This window comes from Novosphingobium sp. NPDC080210, assembly GCF_050281025.1.
Taxonomy (GTDB): domain Bacteria; phylum Pseudomonadota; class Alphaproteobacteria; order Sphingomonadales; family Sphingomonadaceae; genus Novosphingobium.
Genome location: NZ_JBNNWL010000001.1, coordinates 676,365 through 693,280, shown reverse-complemented (window position 1 = coordinate 693,280; position 16,916 = coordinate 676,365). Strand labels below are relative to the sequence as shown.

The 16,916-nt window shown below is 63.9% G+C and carries 17 protein-coding genes and 1 tRNA gene; 9 read left to right on the top strand and 9 right to left on the bottom strand.

All coding sequences use genetic code 11. The features are described 5' to 3' along the window. The first annotated feature begins 114 nt into the window (after positions 1-114). Positions 115-783, top strand: coding sequence for a DUF2490 domain-containing protein (locus ACQKOE_RS03345; RefSeq protein ID WP_427511551.1), 669 nt, complete (start codon positions 115-117; stop codon positions 781-783). Positions 784-865: 82 nt separating this feature from the next. On the opposite strand, the gene ACQKOE_RS03340 is transcribed toward ACQKOE_RS03345, so the two are convergent. Next, positions 866-941: transfer RNA gene (locus tag ACQKOE_RS03340), tRNA-Glu, on the bottom strand. Between the two features lie 77 nt (positions 942-1,018). Further along, the gene (gene recJ / locus ACQKOE_RS03335; protein WP_427511550.1) at positions 1,019-2,797 is read right to left on the bottom strand and encodes a single-stranded-DNA-specific exonuclease RecJ; all 1,779 of its coding nucleotides are present in this window, start codon (positions 2,795-2,797) and stop codon (positions 1,019-1,021) included. Positions 2,798-2,908: 111 nt separating this feature from the next. On the opposite strand from recJ, the gene ACQKOE_RS03330 reads away from it, so the two are divergent. The 3 genes from ACQKOE_RS03330 to ACQKOE_RS03320 all read left to right on the top strand — a co-directional run bounded on the left by ACQKOE_RS03330 (position 2,909) and on the right by ACQKOE_RS03320 (position 4,823). Then, entirely contained in the window at positions 2,909-3,382 is a 474-nt protein-coding gene (locus tag ACQKOE_RS03330) for a flavodoxin family protein (protein ID WP_427511549.1), read from the top strand. A 230-nt stretch (positions 3,383-3,612) separates the two neighbouring features. Then, positions 3,613-4,251 carry a hypothetical protein gene (locus ACQKOE_RS03325; RefSeq protein WP_427511548.1) on the top strand — a complete coding sequence of 213 codons (639 nt, stop codon included), beginning with the start codon at positions 3,613-3,615 and terminating at the stop codon, positions 4,249-4,251. Then, positions 4,248-4,823, top strand: a complete 576-nt coding sequence (locus ACQKOE_RS03320) for an AHH domain-containing protein (RefSeq protein WP_427511547.1) — start codon at positions 4,248-4,250, stop codon at positions 4,821-4,823. Before ACQKOE_RS03325 ends, ACQKOE_RS03320 begins: the two co-directional genes overlap by 4 nt. Here ACQKOE_RS03320 and ACQKOE_RS03315 read toward each other — a convergent pair. Then, complete coding sequence (locus ACQKOE_RS03315; RefSeq protein ID WP_374587958.1) at positions 4,820-5,800, bottom strand: NAD(P)H-dependent flavin oxidoreductase; 981 nt, start codon at positions 5,798-5,800, stop codon at positions 4,820-4,822. The two genes, ACQKOE_RS03320 and ACQKOE_RS03315, sit on opposite strands and share 4 nt — an antisense overlap. A 168-nt stretch (positions 5,801-5,968) precedes the next feature. On the opposite strand from ACQKOE_RS03315, the gene ACQKOE_RS03310 reads away from it, so the two are divergent. Then, the gene (locus ACQKOE_RS03310; RefSeq protein ID WP_427511546.1) at positions 5,969-6,511 is read left to right on the top strand and encodes an MOSC domain-containing protein; all 543 of its coding nucleotides are present in this window, start codon (positions 5,969-5,971) and stop codon (positions 6,509-6,511) included. Here ACQKOE_RS03310 and ACQKOE_RS03305 read toward each other — a convergent pair. Together ACQKOE_RS03305 and ACQKOE_RS03300 are read right to left on the bottom strand one after the other, a co-directional pair. Continuing rightward, a complete protein-coding gene (locus tag ACQKOE_RS03305; protein WP_427511545.1) occupies positions 6,508-7,665 on the bottom strand; it encodes an iron-containing alcohol dehydrogenase in 1,158 nt (385 codons plus the stop codon). The two genes, ACQKOE_RS03310 and ACQKOE_RS03305, sit on opposite strands and share 4 nt — an antisense overlap. Positions 7,666-7,670: 5 nt before the next feature. Beyond that, positions 7,671-8,711, bottom strand: a complete 1,041-nt coding sequence (locus tag ACQKOE_RS03300) for an amidohydrolase family protein (protein WP_427511544.1) — start codon at positions 8,709-8,711, stop codon at positions 7,671-7,673. A gap of 121 nt (positions 8,712-8,832) precedes the next feature. Between ACQKOE_RS03300 and ACQKOE_RS03295 the strand changes: the two genes are divergently transcribed. After that, positions 8,833-9,870 carry an alcohol dehydrogenase family protein gene (locus ACQKOE_RS03295; RefSeq protein WP_427511543.1) on the top strand — a complete coding sequence of 346 codons (1,038 nt, stop codon included), beginning with the start codon at positions 8,833-8,835 and terminating at the stop codon, positions 9,868-9,870. Positions 9,871-9,961: 91 nt separating this feature from the next. Here the strand turns inward: ACQKOE_RS03295 and leuA are convergent, their stop codons facing one another. Further along, positions 9,962-11,638 (bottom strand): 2-isopropylmalate synthase, encoded by a 1,677-nt coding sequence (leuA, locus tag ACQKOE_RS03290; protein WP_427511542.1) that lies wholly within the window; start codon positions 11,636-11,638, stop codon positions 9,962-9,964. A 276-nt stretch (positions 11,639-11,914) separates the two neighbouring features. Between leuA and ACQKOE_RS03285 the strand changes: the two genes are divergently transcribed. From ACQKOE_RS03285 to ACQKOE_RS03275, 3 genes are read left to right on the top strand one after another with little or no spacing between them, the layout of a single operon-like run. Next, positions 11,915-13,123 carry a serine hydrolase domain-containing protein gene (locus tag ACQKOE_RS03285; protein WP_427511541.1) on the top strand — a complete coding sequence of 403 codons (1,209 nt, stop codon included), beginning with the start codon at positions 11,915-11,917 and terminating at the stop codon, positions 13,121-13,123. Then, positions 13,123-13,545, top strand: a complete 423-nt coding sequence (locus tag ACQKOE_RS03280; protein ID WP_427511540.1) for a PaaI family thioesterase — start codon at positions 13,123-13,125, stop codon at positions 13,543-13,545. The genes ACQKOE_RS03285 and ACQKOE_RS03280 overlap by 1 nt, the downstream gene beginning before the upstream one ends. Before the next feature lie 34 nt (positions 13,546-13,579). Next, entirely contained in the window at positions 13,580-14,704 is a 1,125-nt protein-coding gene (locus ACQKOE_RS03275) for an epoxide hydrolase family protein (protein WP_427511539.1), read from the top strand. Here the strand turns inward: ACQKOE_RS03275 and ACQKOE_RS03270 are convergent. The 3 genes from ACQKOE_RS03270 to ilvC all read right to left on the bottom strand — a co-directional run bounded on the left by ACQKOE_RS03270 (position 14,701) and on the right by ilvC (position 16,903). Continuing rightward, positions 14,701-15,120, bottom strand: a complete 420-nt coding sequence (locus ACQKOE_RS03270) for an I78 family peptidase inhibitor (protein WP_427511538.1) — start codon at positions 15,118-15,120, stop codon at positions 14,701-14,703. The genes ACQKOE_RS03275 and ACQKOE_RS03270 overlap by 4 nt on opposite strands. 56 nt (positions 15,121-15,176) lie before the next feature. Continuing rightward, entirely contained in the window at positions 15,177-15,821 is a 645-nt protein-coding gene (locus ACQKOE_RS03265) for a YceI family protein (RefSeq protein ID WP_427511537.1), read from the bottom strand. 62 nt (positions 15,822-15,883) lie between these two features. Then, positions 15,884-16,903 (bottom strand): ketol-acid reductoisomerase, encoded by a 1,020-nt coding sequence (gene ilvC, locus ACQKOE_RS03260; RefSeq protein ID WP_374587934.1) that lies wholly within the window; start codon positions 16,901-16,903, stop codon positions 15,884-15,886. Positions 16,904-16,916 lie beyond the last annotated feature (13 nt).

Sequence of the window (16,916 nt, the reverse complement as noted above, 5' to 3'; positions counted from 1 at the left end):
GAGGCGGCTTATCCGCTCTGCTGTAGCCCTGATGTCGCATTTTTGACGTCAATGGTCATGAAACCGTCATGAAACGGAAATACTCGCAGTGCCGCACTTAAGGGAATCTACAATATGCGCCTGTTTCTCACCTCTCTCGTTATCCCGGCGGCACTGATTGCTTCCCAGGCCCAGGCCAAGGAAGACACCCAGCACTGGGAAACGCTGAATGTCACCGTCAACCTGCCCGATAATTTCAAGCTGAACAGCGAATCGATCTTTCGTTCCGGCGACGAACGCGGTTTTTACGAGATCGAGCAGAACGTCATGGTCGGCAAGAAGCTGAACAAGAACGTCACTGCATGGCTGGGCTATACCTTCAACCCCACCTACAACCAGGGCACCTTCCGTGCGCGTGAACATCGCTTCCGCCAGCAGGTGAACTTCGACAATGTCGCCCAGATCGGCAAGGTGAAGCTGGGCGGACGCATTCGCACCGAAGAGCGCTGGCGCGAGGGCCGCACCGGCACCGGCTGGCGCCTGCGCCCGCAAGTGAAGGCATCAATGCCCTTCGTCGGCAAGTCGACTTTCACCGTCAGCCACGAAAGCTTCATCAACCTCAACACCACCAGCTTCCAGACCGTCAGCGGCTATGACCGGATGCGCAATGCGGCATCGGTGAACGTGCCCCTGGCCAAGAATGTCTCGGTCGACGTCGGTTATCTCAACCAGCACGGCTTCGTCCGCAATGGCGAGGACACCAGCGACAACGTGCTGACCCTCGGCCTGTCCGCGACGTTCTGATTCTTGAGAAAAACCGCGCTGGGCGGGTGGGCCTGGCCCGGGGAAACCCGGGCCGGAAATGAAAATGCCCACCTGCGCAGCTTGGTGACCCCTACGGGACTCGAACCCGTGTTTCAGCCGTGAAAGGGCCGCGTCCTAGACCGCTAGACGAAGGGGCCAACCGGCTGCGCGGTGGGCAGGCCGCGCCAATAGGAGAGACCGCCAAGGCGGTCAAGGGGCCAAACAAAAGAATATTTCAATCTGCGAAAGCCGCATCATCGACGTGCAGTTCCGCCTGCGGTCGGCTGGCCCAGTCATCGATCTTCGCGCGCCCTGCCAGCCATAGCTTGCGCTGGTGCGTGGCGTGGAGCAGGGCCTGGCCCATATCGGTAGAGGCGGCGCGGAAAGCGACTGCCTTGAAGCTGGCACCATCTTCTCCGCGCACGATCAGGCGGACATGATCGGTGCCGACTATATCGGCCTTGACCATCCGCACCGGCCCCACGGCCACGCGCGGCCCCGGCCACCCCATGCCGTAGGGTCCGGCGCTTTCCAGTTTCTCCACCAGGGCCGGGGTCAGCCCGCCCGGCGCGACGGCCAGATCCAGCAGCATCGCCTGGCTCGCCATGGCGGCGGAGACGGTGTTGCCCAGTCGCTCGTCCAGCCATTGGCCGAGCGCGTCCAGCTTGCCCGCCTCGACCGTCAGGCCCGCGGCCATGGCGTGGCCACCGCCCGCGACCAGCAGGCCGTGTTCGCGCGCGGCAATGATCGCCGCGCCCAGATCCACCCCGGCAATCGAACGACCGGAGCCTTTGCCATGGCCTGATTCGTCCGCGTCCAATGCGATGACCAAGGTAGGCTTGCCGGTCTTTTCCTTGATTCGCCCGGCGACGATTCCGATCACGCCGGGATGCCAGCCTCGTCCGGCCAGGGTCAGCACCGCGCGGTTGTGCTGCGAATCGACCTGTGCTTCGGCCTGTTCCTGCACCATCGCCTCGATCGCGCGGCGTTCTTCGTTGAGGGCGGAGAGCTGCGCGGCAATCGCCTGTGCCTCTTCCGGGTCCTCGGTAGTGAGCAGACGGACGCCCAGGGTCGATTCGCCGACGCGCCCTCCGGCGTTGATTCGCGGGCCCAGGGCAAAGCCCAGGTCGCTGCACGTCGGCGCGCGAGTCAGGCGGCTGGCGTCGATCAGCGCGGACATGCCCACGCCTTCGCGCCGCGACATCACTTTCAGCCCCTGGGCGACGAAGGCCCGGTTCAGCCCGTGCAGCGCGGCAACGTCGGCCACGGTGCCAAGCGCGACCAGGTCGAGCAGGGCAAACAGGTCCGGCTCGCGGCGCGTTGCGAAATAGCCGCGCTGCCGCAGGGTGCGCACCGTGGCCACGGCCAGCAGGAAGGCCACTCCCACGGCGGCAAGGTGGCCATGGGCTGCCGCTTCCAGCTCTTCGTCCAGCCGGTTTGGATTGACCAGCGCAACCGCGCGCGGAAGTTCGGGGGAGCATTTGTGGTGATCGACCACGATCACGTCGACCCCGGCCTGCCGCGCCATGTCCAGCGCCTGGTGCGCCATGGCGCCGCAGTCGACCGTGACGATCAGGCTTGAGCCCTCCTCGGCAATGCGGACCAGCGCTTCGCCCGAGGGGCCATAGCCTTCGAGCAGGCGGTCCGGAATGTAATAGCGCGCCTCGTGCCCCAATGCGCGGATCAGGCGGATCAGCAGGGCGGCGCTGGTCGCGCCATCGACGTCATAGTCGCCATAGACCGTGACTGGCTCCTGGCTTTCGATGGCGCGGGCCAATCGCTCTGCCGCGACGTCCATGTCGCGGAAAAGGGACGGGTCGGGGAGGAACGCGCGCAGCGAGGGATTGCGGTGGCGTTCCAGATCGTCTTCCGGCACGCCGCGTGACATCAGCAACTGGGCGGCAATATCATGCTCCAGCCCGATCGCTCCGCCCAGATCCATGTTCCCGCCGCGCCAGCGCCAGGTCTTTCCAGTGAGCGAGCGATCAAGTCCAAGAATAGAAGGTGCGGCCATGCCGCGCTGGTTAGCCGAGCGCGGCTGAAGGGGGAAGGTGCCTGTTCATAGATTGCCGCCGTGTCAGCAAAGACTTGCCCGCATAGCGGGTTACAGTGCTAGGGTGCCGCCATGCTCGCAATCATCTGGCATAGCCGCACTGGCGCAAGCATGGCCCTGGCCGAGGCGGCTGCGCGCGGTGCGCGGGGCTATGGAAAGCTGATCCAGGCCGGAGCGGCGGGTGCCGAGGACTTGCTGGCGGCGGCGGGTTACCTGTTCGTCTGCCCGGAAAACCTCGGCACGATGAGCGGCATGATGAAGGAGATGTTCGACCGCTGCTATTACCCGCTGCTGGGCCGCGTGGAGGGCCGCGCCTATGCCACGATCATTGCGGCGGGCAGCGACGGACATGGGGCGCAAGCGCAGGTGGACCGGATCGTCACCGGCTGGCGTTTGCGCCGGGTGGCCGAGCCGCTGATCGTGAACACCGCGGCCCAGACGCCCGAGGCCATTCTGGCTCCCAAGGTCCTGTTGCCCGATGTTCTCCGTAAGGCGGAAGAGATGGGCGAGGCGTTGGCGACCGGCCTGGAGCAGGGGATATTTTGAACACCGCCAGGAGAGACTCCTCCGAAACGGTTTTAATTGCCCTGCCGGGACTCGACTAAATGCCGGGAAAAATGGCAGGGGTTACGGATACTTACTTAGCTTGTGGGACAGGGGTGGCAGTAGATAATTCCAGCGCTGGCTGCGGTGAAAGTGCAATTCTTGCGCTCGCCTTTGCGCCTGGAACGCGTCCGGGGATCGATTCTCTGGTCGCGCTGGCTAGCAAAGCCGATTTGGACCTTCAGTTCACGATCAGCCACATCGCCGAAGACGACGGAAACTGGGCCGAGTTGCTGGCTGGTGGACTGACGTTCGATTGCCGCGGGCTGGCTCCGGGCAGGGCGGGAGTGCATCCGGGCAAGGCGGCTTTGTTAGGGCTTCCGGACGCCCCCGCGGGAGAGGTCGTGACGCTGGGACCTTCGCCGCATCTGGCAGAGGGCGGGGGTTTGTTGCCGGTGGTTCGTGTCCTTGCGGGGCTGGGGGCGCAACTGGCCGGGATGCCTGGTGTCCTGGGCGCTTATTGGCGGCCCGCGCATTGCTGGATGACCCCGAAGTACTTCCGGGGCGTGGTCCAGGACTGGTTGAAGGGCGGGCCTTTCCCCGCGCTGGGCCTGACCTCGCTGCAACAGGCGCGGGACGGGGCCATGGTTTCGGTCGGCCTCGACTATCTGATCGGTCAGGAGCTGTTCTTTCTGCCGAACCGCAGGCTTGCTCCCGCTGCGGTTGCGCGCATCGCAGTACGCCTTGTCAATGACCTGCTCGCCACAGGGCCGCTGAGGGAACCGCTGGAGCTGACCGGGCCGGAAGGTGAGCGCGTGGCGATCAAGCCCATCCTGGGCGGGCGGCAATTGCAGGTCACGGTCGCGCCATGACCATAGGTGGAATACCGTCACTGCCCGCTCCGCAAGCTGGTGGATGGTCCGTTGCGAATGGCCGTCAGCGACTATCCTTCCGGGCAGTGAACCGGCGCGGCAGGCCGGGATATGATGGCGGGCTTCAGCGCCATCATCTGCTTCCTTTGCAGATACTTAACCGGAAATGTTTCCACCCCCTATTAGATAGTCTCGGGCGGGACCGGCTGAGCTTTGACGACTTTCGCAGCAATGGAATGCTGCTTCCGGCCAACGACGATGCCGCCGTCCGCATCGGTCTGCCGCTGCATCGCGGGCCGCACCGCGATTACAATGCCCTGGTGATCGAACGGGTGGGGCAGATCGAGGCGGGTTGGGCGCTGCGGAACCGGCACAGCCCGGAACAGGCTCTGGAAGACGCGCTGGAACGGCTGCGCCTGCTGCAACGCGCACTGCGCCGCCGCTTGCTCGCCCAGCGCCGCCCGCTGCGGCTCAATCGCCACGATCCGGTCGGGCGCGGTTTCGACTTTACCGAACTGGATGCAATGGCGGACCTGTTGTGGCCCGCCACTGCACCGGAACGCAATCTTTAGGCGAGGGCCATCCGGGCCTTGGCCGCCAGTTCCGTGCGGGCCTGGTTGTATTCGGCTTCCAGCCTGTCGACCCGCTCGCCGACTGTTTCGACGGCCTTGACCGCGCCAATGCCCTGGCCCGAACCCCAGATGTCCTTCCACGCCTTGGCTTCGGTATTGCCGCCCGAACCGAAGTTCATCTTCGACGGGTCGCTTTCGGGCAGGTTGTCGGGATCAAGCCCGGCCGCAACAATGGAGGGGCGCAGGTAATTGCCGTGAACCCCGGTGAAGAGGTTGGAATAGACGATGTCCGAAGCCGTGCCTTCGACAATCGCCTGCTTGTAACCATCGACGGCGCGGGCCTCCTTGGTCGCGATCCAGGGGCTCCCGATATAGGCAAAGTCCGCGCCCATGGCCTGGGCGGCAAGGATCGAGCGCCCGCAGGCAATCGAGCCGGAGAGGGCGACCGGGCCGTCAAACCATTCGCGGATTTCCTGCATCAGGGCGAAGGGCGAAAGCGTGCCGGCATGGCCGCCCGCGCCTGCTGCCACCGGGATCAGGCCGCTTGCGCCCTTTTCAATCGCCTTGCGGGCAAAGCGGTCGTTGATCACGTCGTGCAGCACCATGCCGCCCCAGCCGCGCACCGCCATGTTGATATCCTCACGCGCGCCCAGCGAGGTGATGACCAGCGGCACCTGCCACTTGGCGCAGACTTCCATGTCCTCTTCCAGCCGGTTGTTCGACTTGTGGACGATCTGGTTCACCGCAAAGGGCGCGGCCGGGCGGTCCGGATTGTCGCGGTTGTGGGCCGCCAGTTCCTCGGTGATCTGGTGCAGCCATTCATCCAGCACGCCCGAAGGCCGCGCGTTGAGCGCTGGAAAGCTGCCGATCACGCCGGCCTTGCACTGGGCGATGACCAGTTCCGGCCCGGAAATGATGAACAGCGGGGAGCCGATGACGGGCAGGCGAAGACGATCGAACGGAGCGGGAAGCGACATGAATAACCCCTGTTAAACGGTCAATTAAACAATCCTTAGCAGTGCCGGGAATGGCGTGTCGAGAGGGAGCGAAAGCTTGTCCGTGGACTACAATGGCGGGAGAGAGTCCGCACGCGTTTCCCCCGCATGGGCTTGATCCTGCCGCGCAACAGGGCCAAGCCGTGGCCCATGACAGCAACCATCATCGGCCTGGCCCGCGATAGCGAGCATCGCTTTTCCAAGCAGCTTCACGAAAGGGTGAACCTGATCGCGGGAATTGGCGTTGAGGGGGATGCCCATGCCGGCCGTCTGGTCCAGCATCTCTATGATCAGCGCAAGAACCCGAACCAGCCGAACTTGAAACAGGTCCACCTGATCCATGCCGAGCTGTTCGAGGAACTGGCCGAAAAGGGCTTTCACGTTTCTCCGGGACAACTGGGAGAGAACGTCACCACCCAGGGCGTCGACCTGCTGTGCCTGTCGCGCGGCACGCGGTTGCGGTTGGGGGATGAGGCCGTGATCGAGATCACCGGTCTGCGTAACCCGTGCAAGTACATCGACGGCCTGGCCAAGGGCCTGATGGCTGCGACGCTGGACAAGGCGCCGGACGGCAGTGTGATCCGCAAATGCGGGGTCATGGCCATTGTCGTTACCGGCGGCGAAGTGCGGACCGGGGATGCGATCCACCTGGAATCCTTGCCCATGGTGCACGAACCGCTGGAGCCGATCTAGGCATAGGCGCGGCGGTACAGGTCCTCGATCTCGTGCGCTTCGGGCACTCTGGGATTGTTGGCAGGACTTCCGCTGGCCAGGGCCTGCTGCGCCATCAGCGGCACCAGTTCGTCCCAGCGTTCGCGGGCTATCCCATAGGCTGACGGGGTTGGAACCTTGAGGTCGCTGTTGACCCGCTCAAGCGCCTCGACCAGGCGGCCCACTGCGCCCTGATCGCTTTCTCTGTCCGAAGCCAGGCCCATCGCGCGTGCGCAATCGGCATAGCGGGGCAGGGCGGCAGGGGCGCTCCACCCCGTGATCAGCGGCATCAGCATCGCGTTGGACAGGCCATGCGCGACATGGAAATGCGCGCCAATCGGGCGGCTCATCCCGTGAACCAGCGCGACCGAGCTGTTCGAAAAGGCAATGCCGCCTTGCAGCGCGCCCAGCATCAGGGCTTCGCGTGCCGCGCGGTTGCCGGGATCGGCGCAGGCGAGGGGCAGGTTCGCCCAGATCAGCCGCATGGCTGAAAGCGCCATGGAATCGGAAAACGGATTGGCGCGCTTGGAAACGTAGGCTTCAACCGCGTGGACCAGACTGTCGATCCCGGTATCGGCGGTCAGCCGCGCGGGCTTGGTCAGGGTGAGTTCGTAGTCGACCACGGCGATCTGAGGCAGGTAGGCCAGCCCCGCGCAGAGCATCTTCTCGTCGGTCTCGGCGTCGGTGATGATGGTGAAGCGCGTCGCTTCGCTGCCCGTTCCCGCAGTGGTTGGAATGGCGATGATCGGCAGTCCCGGCGCGTCTTCCTGGTGCGGAGCCTTCAGATCGCGCACAGCGATAGCGCGGTCGCGCTTCACCGCGATCATCTTGGCGCTGTCGATCGGGCTGCCGCCGCCCAGACCGATCACGCAATCGTGGTTCCCCTGCGCCAGGAAAGCGCAGCCCGCTTCGGTCGAGGCAACAGTCGGATCGGGGACGACGCCGGTAAAAGTGCGGGCTGCAATTCCCGCGCCCGCCAGCAAGCTTTCCACCCGCTCCAGAATGCCGGAGCCGGCGATCCACGAATCGGTCACGATCAGGGGGTGCGAAAGACCGGAGGCGCAAAGCACCTCCGGCAATTCGTTCAGCGCGCCGCCGCCAATGCGGATCGTGCGGGGAAGGTGGATTGCCGCCATCCTGCTCAGGCCAGCAGGTGTTCCATGCCGTACACGCGCGCGGCGGTGCCGGCGTAGAGCGCCCGCTTTTCCTCAGCCGAAGCGCCGATGGTCAGGTGCTTGAACGCGTTCCACAAGGTGGCATAGCTCGCGCCCCACTTGTCGACCGGATAGTTGCTTTCGAACATGGAGCGGGTCGGGCCAAAGGCTTCGATGCAGGTTTCGATATAGGGCCGCCACATGGCAGCCAGCGTTTCGGATGAAAGCCCCGCAGCCGGTCCGTGATCGGGCATCCCGGCGAAGGACATGGCCAGGCCGCCCAGCTTGACCGATACGTTCTGGCACTGGCCGATGGCCTTGATCTTCTCGCGCCAGGTGTCGAACCGTTCGTGCAGCTTGCCGTGATAGCTGCCCATGCCCAGCGGCGTGCCGCAGTGATCCAGTACGATGGTCTGGTCCGGGAAGGCGCGGGCAAGGCTGAGCACGTCATCCAGCTGCGGCTCCAGCAGCCAGGCGTCGAAGGTCAGCCCGCGCTTGCCGAGTTCGGCAAAGCCTTCGCGGAAGGCGGGATCGTTATAAAGTCCCTCGGGTGCGTGGAACGGCGGGCCGAGCACGTCGGGATCGGCATTCCAGGCACCCTGGTGACGGATGCCCTTGAAGCGGGGGCTGGCTGCGGAAAGTGCGTCCAGCACGTCACCAGCCTTGGCGCCCAGCCGCAGGTCGGCATGGCCAATGATCGCGTCGCACAGGCGGATATCGCCGTAGAGGCCGCTGGCGCTCTGCGCGGCAACGCCGTTGACGTATTCGACTTCCCCCACGACCTTGAACGCATCGTCGGCCCCGGCGCGGTAGAATGCGCCGCATTCCATGAAGACCGTGCCGATCACGTTGTGGCCGCAGGTGGCATCGGCGTGCAGTTCATTGAAGGTGTAATAGGGCGAAAGGGCGATCGCCTCGATGAAGTGGTGACGCGGTTCGGGGAAGGCCGCCATCAAGGGACGCAGGTCCCACAGGTGATGGTGCGGGTCGATGATCGGCAGGTCAGGTTCCAGGATTGCTTCGCTCACGCTCTCGTCCTCTCCGTTATGATCTGCCTGCCAGCTTATGGCCACTTGCGGGTTTGACAAGCGCAGATCGGCCCCGCATTAATCGAGCGATTAAAAAAATCTGTTGGTAGAGGGGAACGGCATGAAGGCCCTGCGATATTACGGCGCGCGCGATGTGCGGTACGAGGCGATGGAGGATCCCACGCCGCAGTCTGACCGCGATGCGATCATCAAGGTCACGGCCTGCTCGATCTGCGGATCGGACCTGCACATCTATCACGGCCACGGCTTTTCCGAGGATACCGGCTTTTGTGTCGGTCACGAGGCTGTCGGTGAAGTGGTGGAAGTGGGGCGCGGCGTTCACCGGCTCAAGGTGGGCGATAAGGTCATGATCCCCGCAGCGGTGGGCTGCGGAGCCTGCCGTTCGTGCCTGGCGGGCAACGTCGCCAATTGCGAGTTCAACGCGGGTGCTTGCTATGGCCTCTCGGCCAAGCTGCAAGGTTCTCAGGCTGAAGCGGTCCGGGTTCCGGCAGCAGACGTGAATGCGGTTCCGGTGCCCGAAGGCGTCAGCATGGAACAGGCGCTGATGATGACGGACGCGCTGGCGACCGCCTGGTTCGGTGCGCGCAATGCGGATATCAGGCCGGGTTCCAGCGTGGCCGTGATCGGGCTTGGGCCTATCGGCCTGATGGCGGTGGACAGCGCCTTCGTGATGGGCGCCCACGTGGTCTATGCGATCGACCCGATTGCGGAGCGCCGCGCCATAGCCGAAGCATCGGGTGCTATTGCGCTGCATCCGGATGAAGCGCTGGAGCGGATCAAGCAGGATACCCACGGCAACAAGCTGGACTGCGTGGTCGAAGTGGTCGGCAGCGATGCGACGGTCGATTTCGCCCTGCGCCTGGTCAAGCGGCGCGGAACGGTTTCAGTGATCGGCGTGCAGCAGAGCCGACGCTTTGCCTTTCCGCTGGAGCGCGCCTTTGCAGCGGGCCTGACCTTCCGCATTGGCACTTGCTCCGTGCCCGAGGAACTTCCTGCGCTGTTCCCGCTGGTCCAGTCAGGCCGTCTGCGTCCGGAAAAGTACGTCAGCCACCGGATGCCGCTGAGCGAGGGGGCAGAGGCCTATCGCTTGTTCGAAGCGCGGGAAGCTGGCGCGCTGAAGATGGTGTTGACGCCCTGACAGGGCTTGAAAACAAGATCCGTTCGCATCGAGCGAAGTCGAGATGCCGCAAGCGGTGTCTCGACTACGCTCGACACGAACGGGTCTTAAGTTAACGACCGGCCACCGCGTTCGCCGCGCTGAGTACGGCGCGGACCGAGGCCGTCGCAATGTCCTCGTCGATGCCTACGCCCCAGACGGTCTTGCCGTCCGGGCCGGTGCATTCGACATAGGCCGCCGCGCGGGCATCGGACCCGGCGGTCATGGCGTGTTCGGCATAGTCCTTCACTTCCAGCTTTACGCCGAAGGTTTCGCCAATGGTTGAAACGACCGAGCTGATCAGACCATTGCCGCGACCGGAAACGGACTGTTCCTGATCGTCCACGGCGATCTTGCCTGCGAACAGGCGCGTGCCGTCCGCCGCCTTGGTTTCCTCGTAATCCATCAGCTGGAAATGCTGCGGTGTGTTGAGGTGATAGGTCTTCTGGAAGACCGCCCAGATATCGTCGGCAAACAGTTCGCGGCCCACTTCGTCGGCCAGTTCCTGCACGTGCTTGGAGAAGTGCGCCTGCATCTTCTTGGGCAGTTTCAGGCCCTGGTCCTGTTCCAGAACCCAGGCGAAACCGCCCTTGCCGGACTGCGAGTTGACGCGGATCACCGCTTCGTAATCGCGGCCCAGATCGGCGGGGTCGATGGGCAGATAGGGCATCTCCCACGTTTCGTCATTCTGCTGCTCGCGCGCGGCAAAGCCCTTCTTGATCGCATCCTGATGGCTGCCCGAGAACGAGGTGTAGACCAGTTCGCCAACATAGGGGTGGCGCGGGTGGATCGGCAGTTGGTTGCAATATTCCACCGTCTTGGCGATGGCGTCGATATCCGAGAAATCCAGTCCCGGATCAACGCCCTGCGTGTACATGTTGAGCGCGACGGTAACGATGTCGCAGTTGCCGGTGCGCTCGCCATTGCCGAACAGGCAGCCTTCGACGCGGTCGCCACCAGCCATCAGGCCCAGTTCAGCTGCGGCAATGCCGGTGCCGCGGTCGTTGTGGGTGTGGAGCGAGATGACCACGCTGTCGCGGTTGGGGATCAGCCGCCCGAACAGTTCCACCTGGTCGGCATAGACATTGGGCGTCGCGCATTCGACCGTGGCGGGCAGGTTGAAGATGATCGGCTTTTCCGGCGTCGGCTGCAGCACGTCCATCACGGCGGCGCAGACTTCGACCGAATATTCCACTTCGGCGGTGGAGAAGGTTTCCGGGCTGTATTCGAACACCCAGTCGGTCTGGTGATACTTGGCAGCCTGGTCGCGCAGCACCTTCGCGCCTTCAATGGCGATCTGCTTGATCTCGTCCTTGGTCATGCCGAACACGACCTTGCGCCAGACCGGCGAGACCGCGTTGTAGAGGTGGACGATGGCCGTCTTTGCGCCTTCCAGGCTGGCAAAGCTGGTTTCGATCAGGTCGCGGCGCGACTGCGTGAGGATCTGGATTGCAACGTCGTCGGGAATCTTGTCATTGCGGACCAGGCCAGAGATAAAGTCAAAGTCCGTTGCGCCCGATGCCGGAAAGCCCACTTCGATTTCCTTGCAGCCGACTTTCAGCAGCAGGTCGAAGAACCGCATCTTCTTTTCCGCGCCCATCGGGTCGATCAGCGCCTGGTTCCCGTCGCGCAGGTCGGTCGAAAGCCAGCGCGGGGCCTTGGTGATCACCTGGCTCGGCCACTTGCGGTCGGGCAGGTTGATGGGCGGAAAGGGGCGATACTTGGCCGCGGGGTTCTTCAGCATGGTCATCGGTATGGTCCGGTATATGGCAATTGCGACAATGGTGCGGTGGGTTCTTCCCTTGGGAGCCGCTGGCGGCCCCTACCGGCACGCCAAGCTCACGCCCAAGGGCGGGTAAGTCGCAGGGTAAGGCCAAGACGCAGGTTCATGGCGCCAGCCTATGGCGAGCGAGGCGCGGCTTGTAAAGGGGATACCCCTGAATTCCGCTCCTTCTCTCTCCGCGCTTGCCGAGCCGTGCGGCAGTGGCAATAAGGTTGCGCAAAGCAACTGAGGGGATTCTTGCGCATGCCATCTGCCGCCGGTTTCGATAAGTCACGTCTTGCCCGTCTCGATGCCTTCGTGAAGGAGCGCTACCTCGATACAGGCCTGCTGCCCAATGCGCAGGTTCTGGTCGCCCGTGATGGAGAGATTGCGCATTTTTCCTCGCAAGGGACCGCGCGCGAAGGGGGCAAGACGATTGACGAGGGATCGCTGTTCCGCATCGCCTCGATGACCAAGCCTATCACTTCGGTGGCCTTCATGATGCTGCTGGAAGAGGGCAAGGTGGCGCTGGATACGCCGGTCCACCACGTCCTGCCCGAATTCAAGGGACTGGGGGTCTATAACGGCGGCGGCGCGGGCGTGCCGTTCCTGACCAAGGCGTGCGAACGGCCGATGCAGATGGTCGACCTGCTGCGCCATACCTCTGGCCTGACCTATGGCTTCCAGAACCGAACCAACATCGATGCCGCGATGCGGGAAGGCAAGTTCGAGAACTGGCACGGCAACCTGGATCTCGACGAATTCGTCGCCGCGCTGGGCAAGCTGCCGCTGGAGTTTTCGCCGGGTACGGCCTGGAACTATTCGGTTTCGACCGACGTTCTGGGCGCCGTGGTTCAGCGCCTGTCGGGCCTTTCGCTCGACCAGTTCTTTGCCACGCGGATTTTCCAGCCGCTCAAGATGGACGATACCTTCTTTGCCGTGCCCGAAGGCAAGGTCGACCGTCTGACGGACTGCTACACCTTCGTTCCGGACAAGGGCCGGGTGATGTACGATCGCGGCGCGGAAAGCGCCTGGAGCCGGATGCCGCGCCAGCTTTCGGGCGGCGGCGGGCTGGTTTCGACCGCGCTGGACTATCACCGTTTCTGCCAGATGCTGCTTAACGGCGGGGAACTGGAAGGCGAACGGATCATCGGGCGCAAGACGCTGGAGCTGATGACCATGAACCACCTGCCTGATGGCGGCGATCTGGCCAGCTGGTCGAAATCGCTGTTCAGCGAGGCGACCAATGCCGGCGTGGGTTTCGGCCTGGGCTTTGCCGTGAACATCAACCCGGCGGCCAACATGATTCCGGGTTCGACCGGCGAATATTACTGGGGCGGAATGTTCTCGACCGCGTTCTTCGTCGATCCGGTGGAAAAGGTGCACATGGTCTTCATGACCCAGCTTTCGCCGAGCAGCGTCTATCCGATCCGCCGCGAACTGAAGACCCTGATCTATTCGGCGCTCGTCTGATGTCGGTTGTCAACGCGCTCTATGAAGAGATGGGCCTGACCCGGATTGTCGAGATTGATCCTGCGGGCCGTGCCGTTCTGGAATACGAGGCGAAGCAGGCGCAGTGCCATTCCGGCGGCGTGGTGCAGGGCGGCTTCGTGACGGGGTGGATCGACGCCGCCATGGCCCATGCGGCGATTGCCCTGACCGGGGACGAGATCGTGCCAATGACGCTGGAATTGAAAGTCAGCTTCTTTGCGCCCGCCCGGCCGGGTCCGGTCTTTGCGGAGGGCTGGGTGGTCAAGCACGGCAAGCGCACCGCCTTTTATGAAGGCGCGTTAAAGGATGGGGCGGGCAACTTGCTGGCCAAGGCCACCAGCACTCTGGCGATGATCGACCGGGGGCGGGTGGAGGCGGCATCGAAGGCGGCTTTGGACAAATGATCCGATAACAAACGGGCAATGGGAGATCTGGGGAATGTCTGAAATCCGGCCCTTTACGCTTGATGTTCCGCAACAGGAACTGGACGATCTCAACACCCGGATCGACCGGACCCGCTGGCCGGAAAAGGAAACCGTGGAGGACTGGTCGCAGGGCACGCCGCTGGCCGCCTTGCAGGACCTGGTTGCCTATTGGCGCCGCGACTATGACTGGCGGCGGTGCGAGGCGCGGCTGAATGCCCTGGGCCAGTTCGTGACCGAGATTGACGGCCTGCCCATCCACTTTATCCACGTCCGCTCCCCTCATGCCGGGGCCATGCCGCTGATCATGACCCACGGCTGGCCGGGTTCGGTGATCGAGTTCATGGGGGTGATCGAGGCGCTGACCAATCCGGACGATCCGGCCCAGGCCTTTGATCTGGTCCTCCCCTCGCTGCCGGGCTTCGGCTTTTCCGGCAAGCCCGCCGCAACCGGATGGGGCGTGGAGAAGATCGGCCGCGCCTGGGGTCAGCTGATGACGCGGCTGGGTTACACCCGCTGGGTCGCGCAGGGCGGCGACTGGGGCAGCGCCGTGACCACGGCCATCGGCGTGCAGAAAGTCGCTGGCTGCGCGGGCATTCACCTCAACATGCCGATCGGGCGGCCCTTGCCCGAGGATATGGAAAATCCCACTCCGGCAGAGCTGAAGGCGCTGGGCGCGCTCAAGCATTACCAGGATTGGGACTCCGGCTATTCCACCCAGCAGCGCACCCGTCCGCAGACGGTGGGCTATGGGCTGGTCGATAGTCCGGTTGGACTGGCAGGCTGGATCTTCGAGAAGATGTGGGCCTGGACCGACAATTCCGGTTCGCCCTTCGATGCGCTGAGCCGGGACCAGATCCTCGACAACATCATGCTCTATTGGCTGCCTGCCAACGGGGCATCATCCGCGCGGCTCTATTGGGAAAGCTTCGGCTCGTTTGCGCCGCAAGAAATCGAATTGCCGGTGGCAATCAGCGCCTTTCCCAAGGAAATCCTGCCGACCCCGCGCAAATGGGCAGAGCGCAATTACCGCAACCTGGTCCACTGGGGGGATATGGAGAAGGGCGGTCACTTTGCCGCCTGGGAACAGCCAGAGGCCTTCGTCGCGGAACTGCGTGCCGCCTTTGCCGGAATGCGTTAGCCGCAGCGGATCGCCTTGATCCGGCCATCGACGCCAATCTCGATGTTCAGACGGGTGGGGACATAGTCCATCGTCACCGCCGCGCCGGGTTCGATCACGCGAATGCGGCTGTGGCCCACGTCAGCGCGGATTGCGGTTAGGGTGTCCTTGCTGGGCAGAGAATTCATGCGCGCCTGGGCCTTGGCAGCGCCGCAGGTATCGGCAGTGCGGACCGCCGACGTGGCCGGATCGGTAGCGCCTGCGGGCGCGGGCCCCACAGGGACCTGCATGGTCGGTTCGTTGTCGGGAACGGGCGTAACCACGGCGGCCGCGCTGTCCTCGCCCATTTCGGTCTGTTCCGGCGCGGGCCGTTTGGCCTCGTTACAGGCGCTCAGTAGCGCGAGGCAGGAGAGGGTGAGGGACAAGGTCAGGCGCATGAAATCGGCTCCGGCGAAGGCGCTGATACAACGCCCCCGCACAGAGCCGGTTCCGCTTACTTCTGGAACGCCGCGACGATATCCAGTTCGACTTCGTCCGACACCAGCGGGATCGCATAGCCGACGCCAAAGTCGCTGCGCTTGATCTTCGCCGTGGCGGTGAAGCCGACGTTTTCCTTGCCGCCCATCATCGCCGGAGCCTTGCCCGCGCCATAGAACTTAGCGTCCAGCGTGACCGGGCGCGTCACGCCGTTCAGGGTGAGGTCGCCAGTGATGTGCGCGCTATCGCCGCCGTGGACATGGACGGCGGTGGAAACGAAGCGTGCCGGGGCAGGGGCCGCGCCGAAGAAGTCAGCCTTGCCGCTCTCACCCGCAGGCTTGAGCAGGTGCGCGGTCAGGCCCGCGCTGGCCGTCGTCACCTTGGCGACGGGAATGGTCACGTCGACCTTGGCCGCGGCCGGGTTCTTGGGATCGAGCACCAGCGTGCCGGTGATGTCACCGAACAGGCCGAAATAGGGGGTGAAGCCGAAGTGATCGACGCGCCAGCCGACCAGGGTGTGGCCAGCATCGGCCTGATAGGTTCCGCCAGTGATAGCGGCGGTGTTCTTGCTGCCGGGAAGCTGGGGTGCCTGTGCTTCCAGCGGAAGCGTCAGGGCAAGAGCGGCGGCCACGATGGCGCTGCCGAATAGTGCATTCTTCATGGGAAAACCTCCGGGGCAGAGTTGCGAATGGTTCGCATCTCTGCCCCGAAGTCATGACAGGATCAATTCTTTTCCTGGTCAACCAGCTTGTTCTTGCCAATCCAGGGCATCATGGCGCGCAGGCGCGAACCGGTCTGTTCGATCGGGTGCGCTTCGGCAGCCTTGCGGGCAGCCTTCAGCTCGGGCTGGCCGGCGCGGTTGTCGAGCACGAAGTTCTTCACGAAGCGGCCCGACTGGATGTCTTCCAGAACGCGCTTCATTTCCGCCTTGGTTTCGGCAGTGATGATGCGCGGACCGGTGGTGATGTCACCATATTCCGCCGTGTTCGAGATCGAGTAGCGCATGTTGGCGATGCCGCCTTCATAGAGCAGGTCGACGATCAGCTTGGTTTCGTGAAGGCACTCGAAATAGGCCATTTCCGGGGCGTAACCGGCTTCGACCAGGGTTTCGAACCCGGCCTGGATCAGGTGAGTGATGCCGCCGCACAGCACGGCCTGTTCGCCGAACAGGTCGGTTTCGCACTCTTCCTTGAAGTTGGTTTCGATGATGCCGCTGCGGCCACCGCCCACGCCAGAGGCATAGGCCAGGGCAACGTCATGGGCATTGCCGGTAGCATCCTGGTGCACGGCGATCAGGCACGGCACGCCGCCGCCCTTCAGGTATTCGCCGCGCACGGTGTGGCCCGGACCCTTCGGCGCGATCATGATCACGTCTATGTCGGCGGGCACTTCGATCAGGCCGAAGTGGATGTTGAGGCCGTGGGCAAAGGCAAGCGCCGCGCCGGGCTTCATGTTGCCCTTCAGGTCGTTGTCCCAGATGGCGGCCTGATGCTCGTCCGGAGCCAGGATCATGAGGACGTCGGCCCAGCCGGCGGCTTCCTTGTTCGACATGACCTTGAAGCCGGCCGCTTCGGCCTTCTTCGCGCTGGCCGAGCCGGGACGCAGCGCGATGGCTACTTCCTTCACGCCGCTGTCGCGCAGGTTCTGCGCATGGGCGTGGCCTTGGCTGCCATAGCCCAGAACGGCGATCTTCTTGCCCGTGACCAGGTTCAGGTCGCAATCGGCGTCGTAATAAACCTTCATGTTCGTAATCCCG

Bases quoted from the DNA above. Each gene is read 5' to 3' on its own strand.
- ACQKOE_RS03305 (WP_427511545.1), bottom strand. From the start codon at position 7,665: ATGGCGGCAATCCACCTTCCCCGCACGATCCGCATTGGCGGCGGCGCG.
- ACQKOE_RS03280 (WP_427511540.1), top strand. From the start codon at position 13,123: ATGTCGGTTGTCAACGCGCTCTATGAAGAGATGGGCCTGACCCGGATT.
- ACQKOE_RS03310 (WP_427511546.1), top strand. From the start codon at position 5,969: ATGACAGCAACCATCATCGGCCTGGCCCGCGATAGCGAGCATCGCTTT.
- ACQKOE_RS03345 (WP_427511551.1), top strand. From the start codon at position 115: ATGCGCCTGTTTCTCACCTCTCTCGTTATCCCGGCGGCACTGATTGCT.
- ACQKOE_RS03320 (WP_427511547.1), top strand. From the start codon at position 4,248: ATGACCATAGGTGGAATACCGTCACTGCCCGCTCCGCAAGCTGGTGGA.
- ilvC (WP_374587934.1), bottom strand. From the start codon at position 16,903: ATGAAGGTTTATTACGACGCCGATTGCGACCTGAACCTGGTCACGGGC.
- recJ (WP_427511550.1), bottom strand. From the start codon at position 2,797: ATGGCCGCACCTTCTATTCTTGGACTTGATCGCTCGCTCACTGGAAAG.
- ACQKOE_RS03295 (WP_427511543.1), top strand. From the start codon at position 8,833: ATGAAGGCCCTGCGATATTACGGCGCGCGCGATGTGCGGTACGAGGCG.
- leuA (WP_427511542.1), bottom strand. From the start codon at position 11,638: ATGACCATGCTGAAGAACCCCGCGGCCAAGTATCGCCCCTTTCCGCCC.
- ACQKOE_RS03285 (WP_427511541.1), top strand. From the start codon at position 11,915: ATGCCATCTGCCGCCGGTTTCGATAAGTCACGTCTTGCCCGTCTCGAT.
- ACQKOE_RS03330 (WP_427511549.1), top strand. From the start codon at position 2,909: ATGCTCGCAATCATCTGGCATAGCCGCACTGGCGCAAGCATGGCCCTG.
- ACQKOE_RS03265 (WP_427511537.1), bottom strand. From the start codon at position 15,821: ATGAAGAATGCACTATTCGGCAGCGCCATCGTGGCCGCCGCTCTTGCC.
- ACQKOE_RS03270 (WP_427511538.1), bottom strand. From the start codon at position 15,120: ATGCGCCTGACCTTGTCCCTCACCCTCTCCTGCCTCGCGCTACTGAGC.
- ACQKOE_RS03315 (WP_374587958.1), bottom strand. From the start codon at position 5,800: ATGTCGCTTCCCGCTCCGTTCGATCGTCTTCGCCTGCCCGTCATCGGC.
- ACQKOE_RS03275 (WP_427511539.1), top strand. From the start codon at position 13,580: ATGTCTGAAATCCGGCCCTTTACGCTTGATGTTCCGCAACAGGAACTG.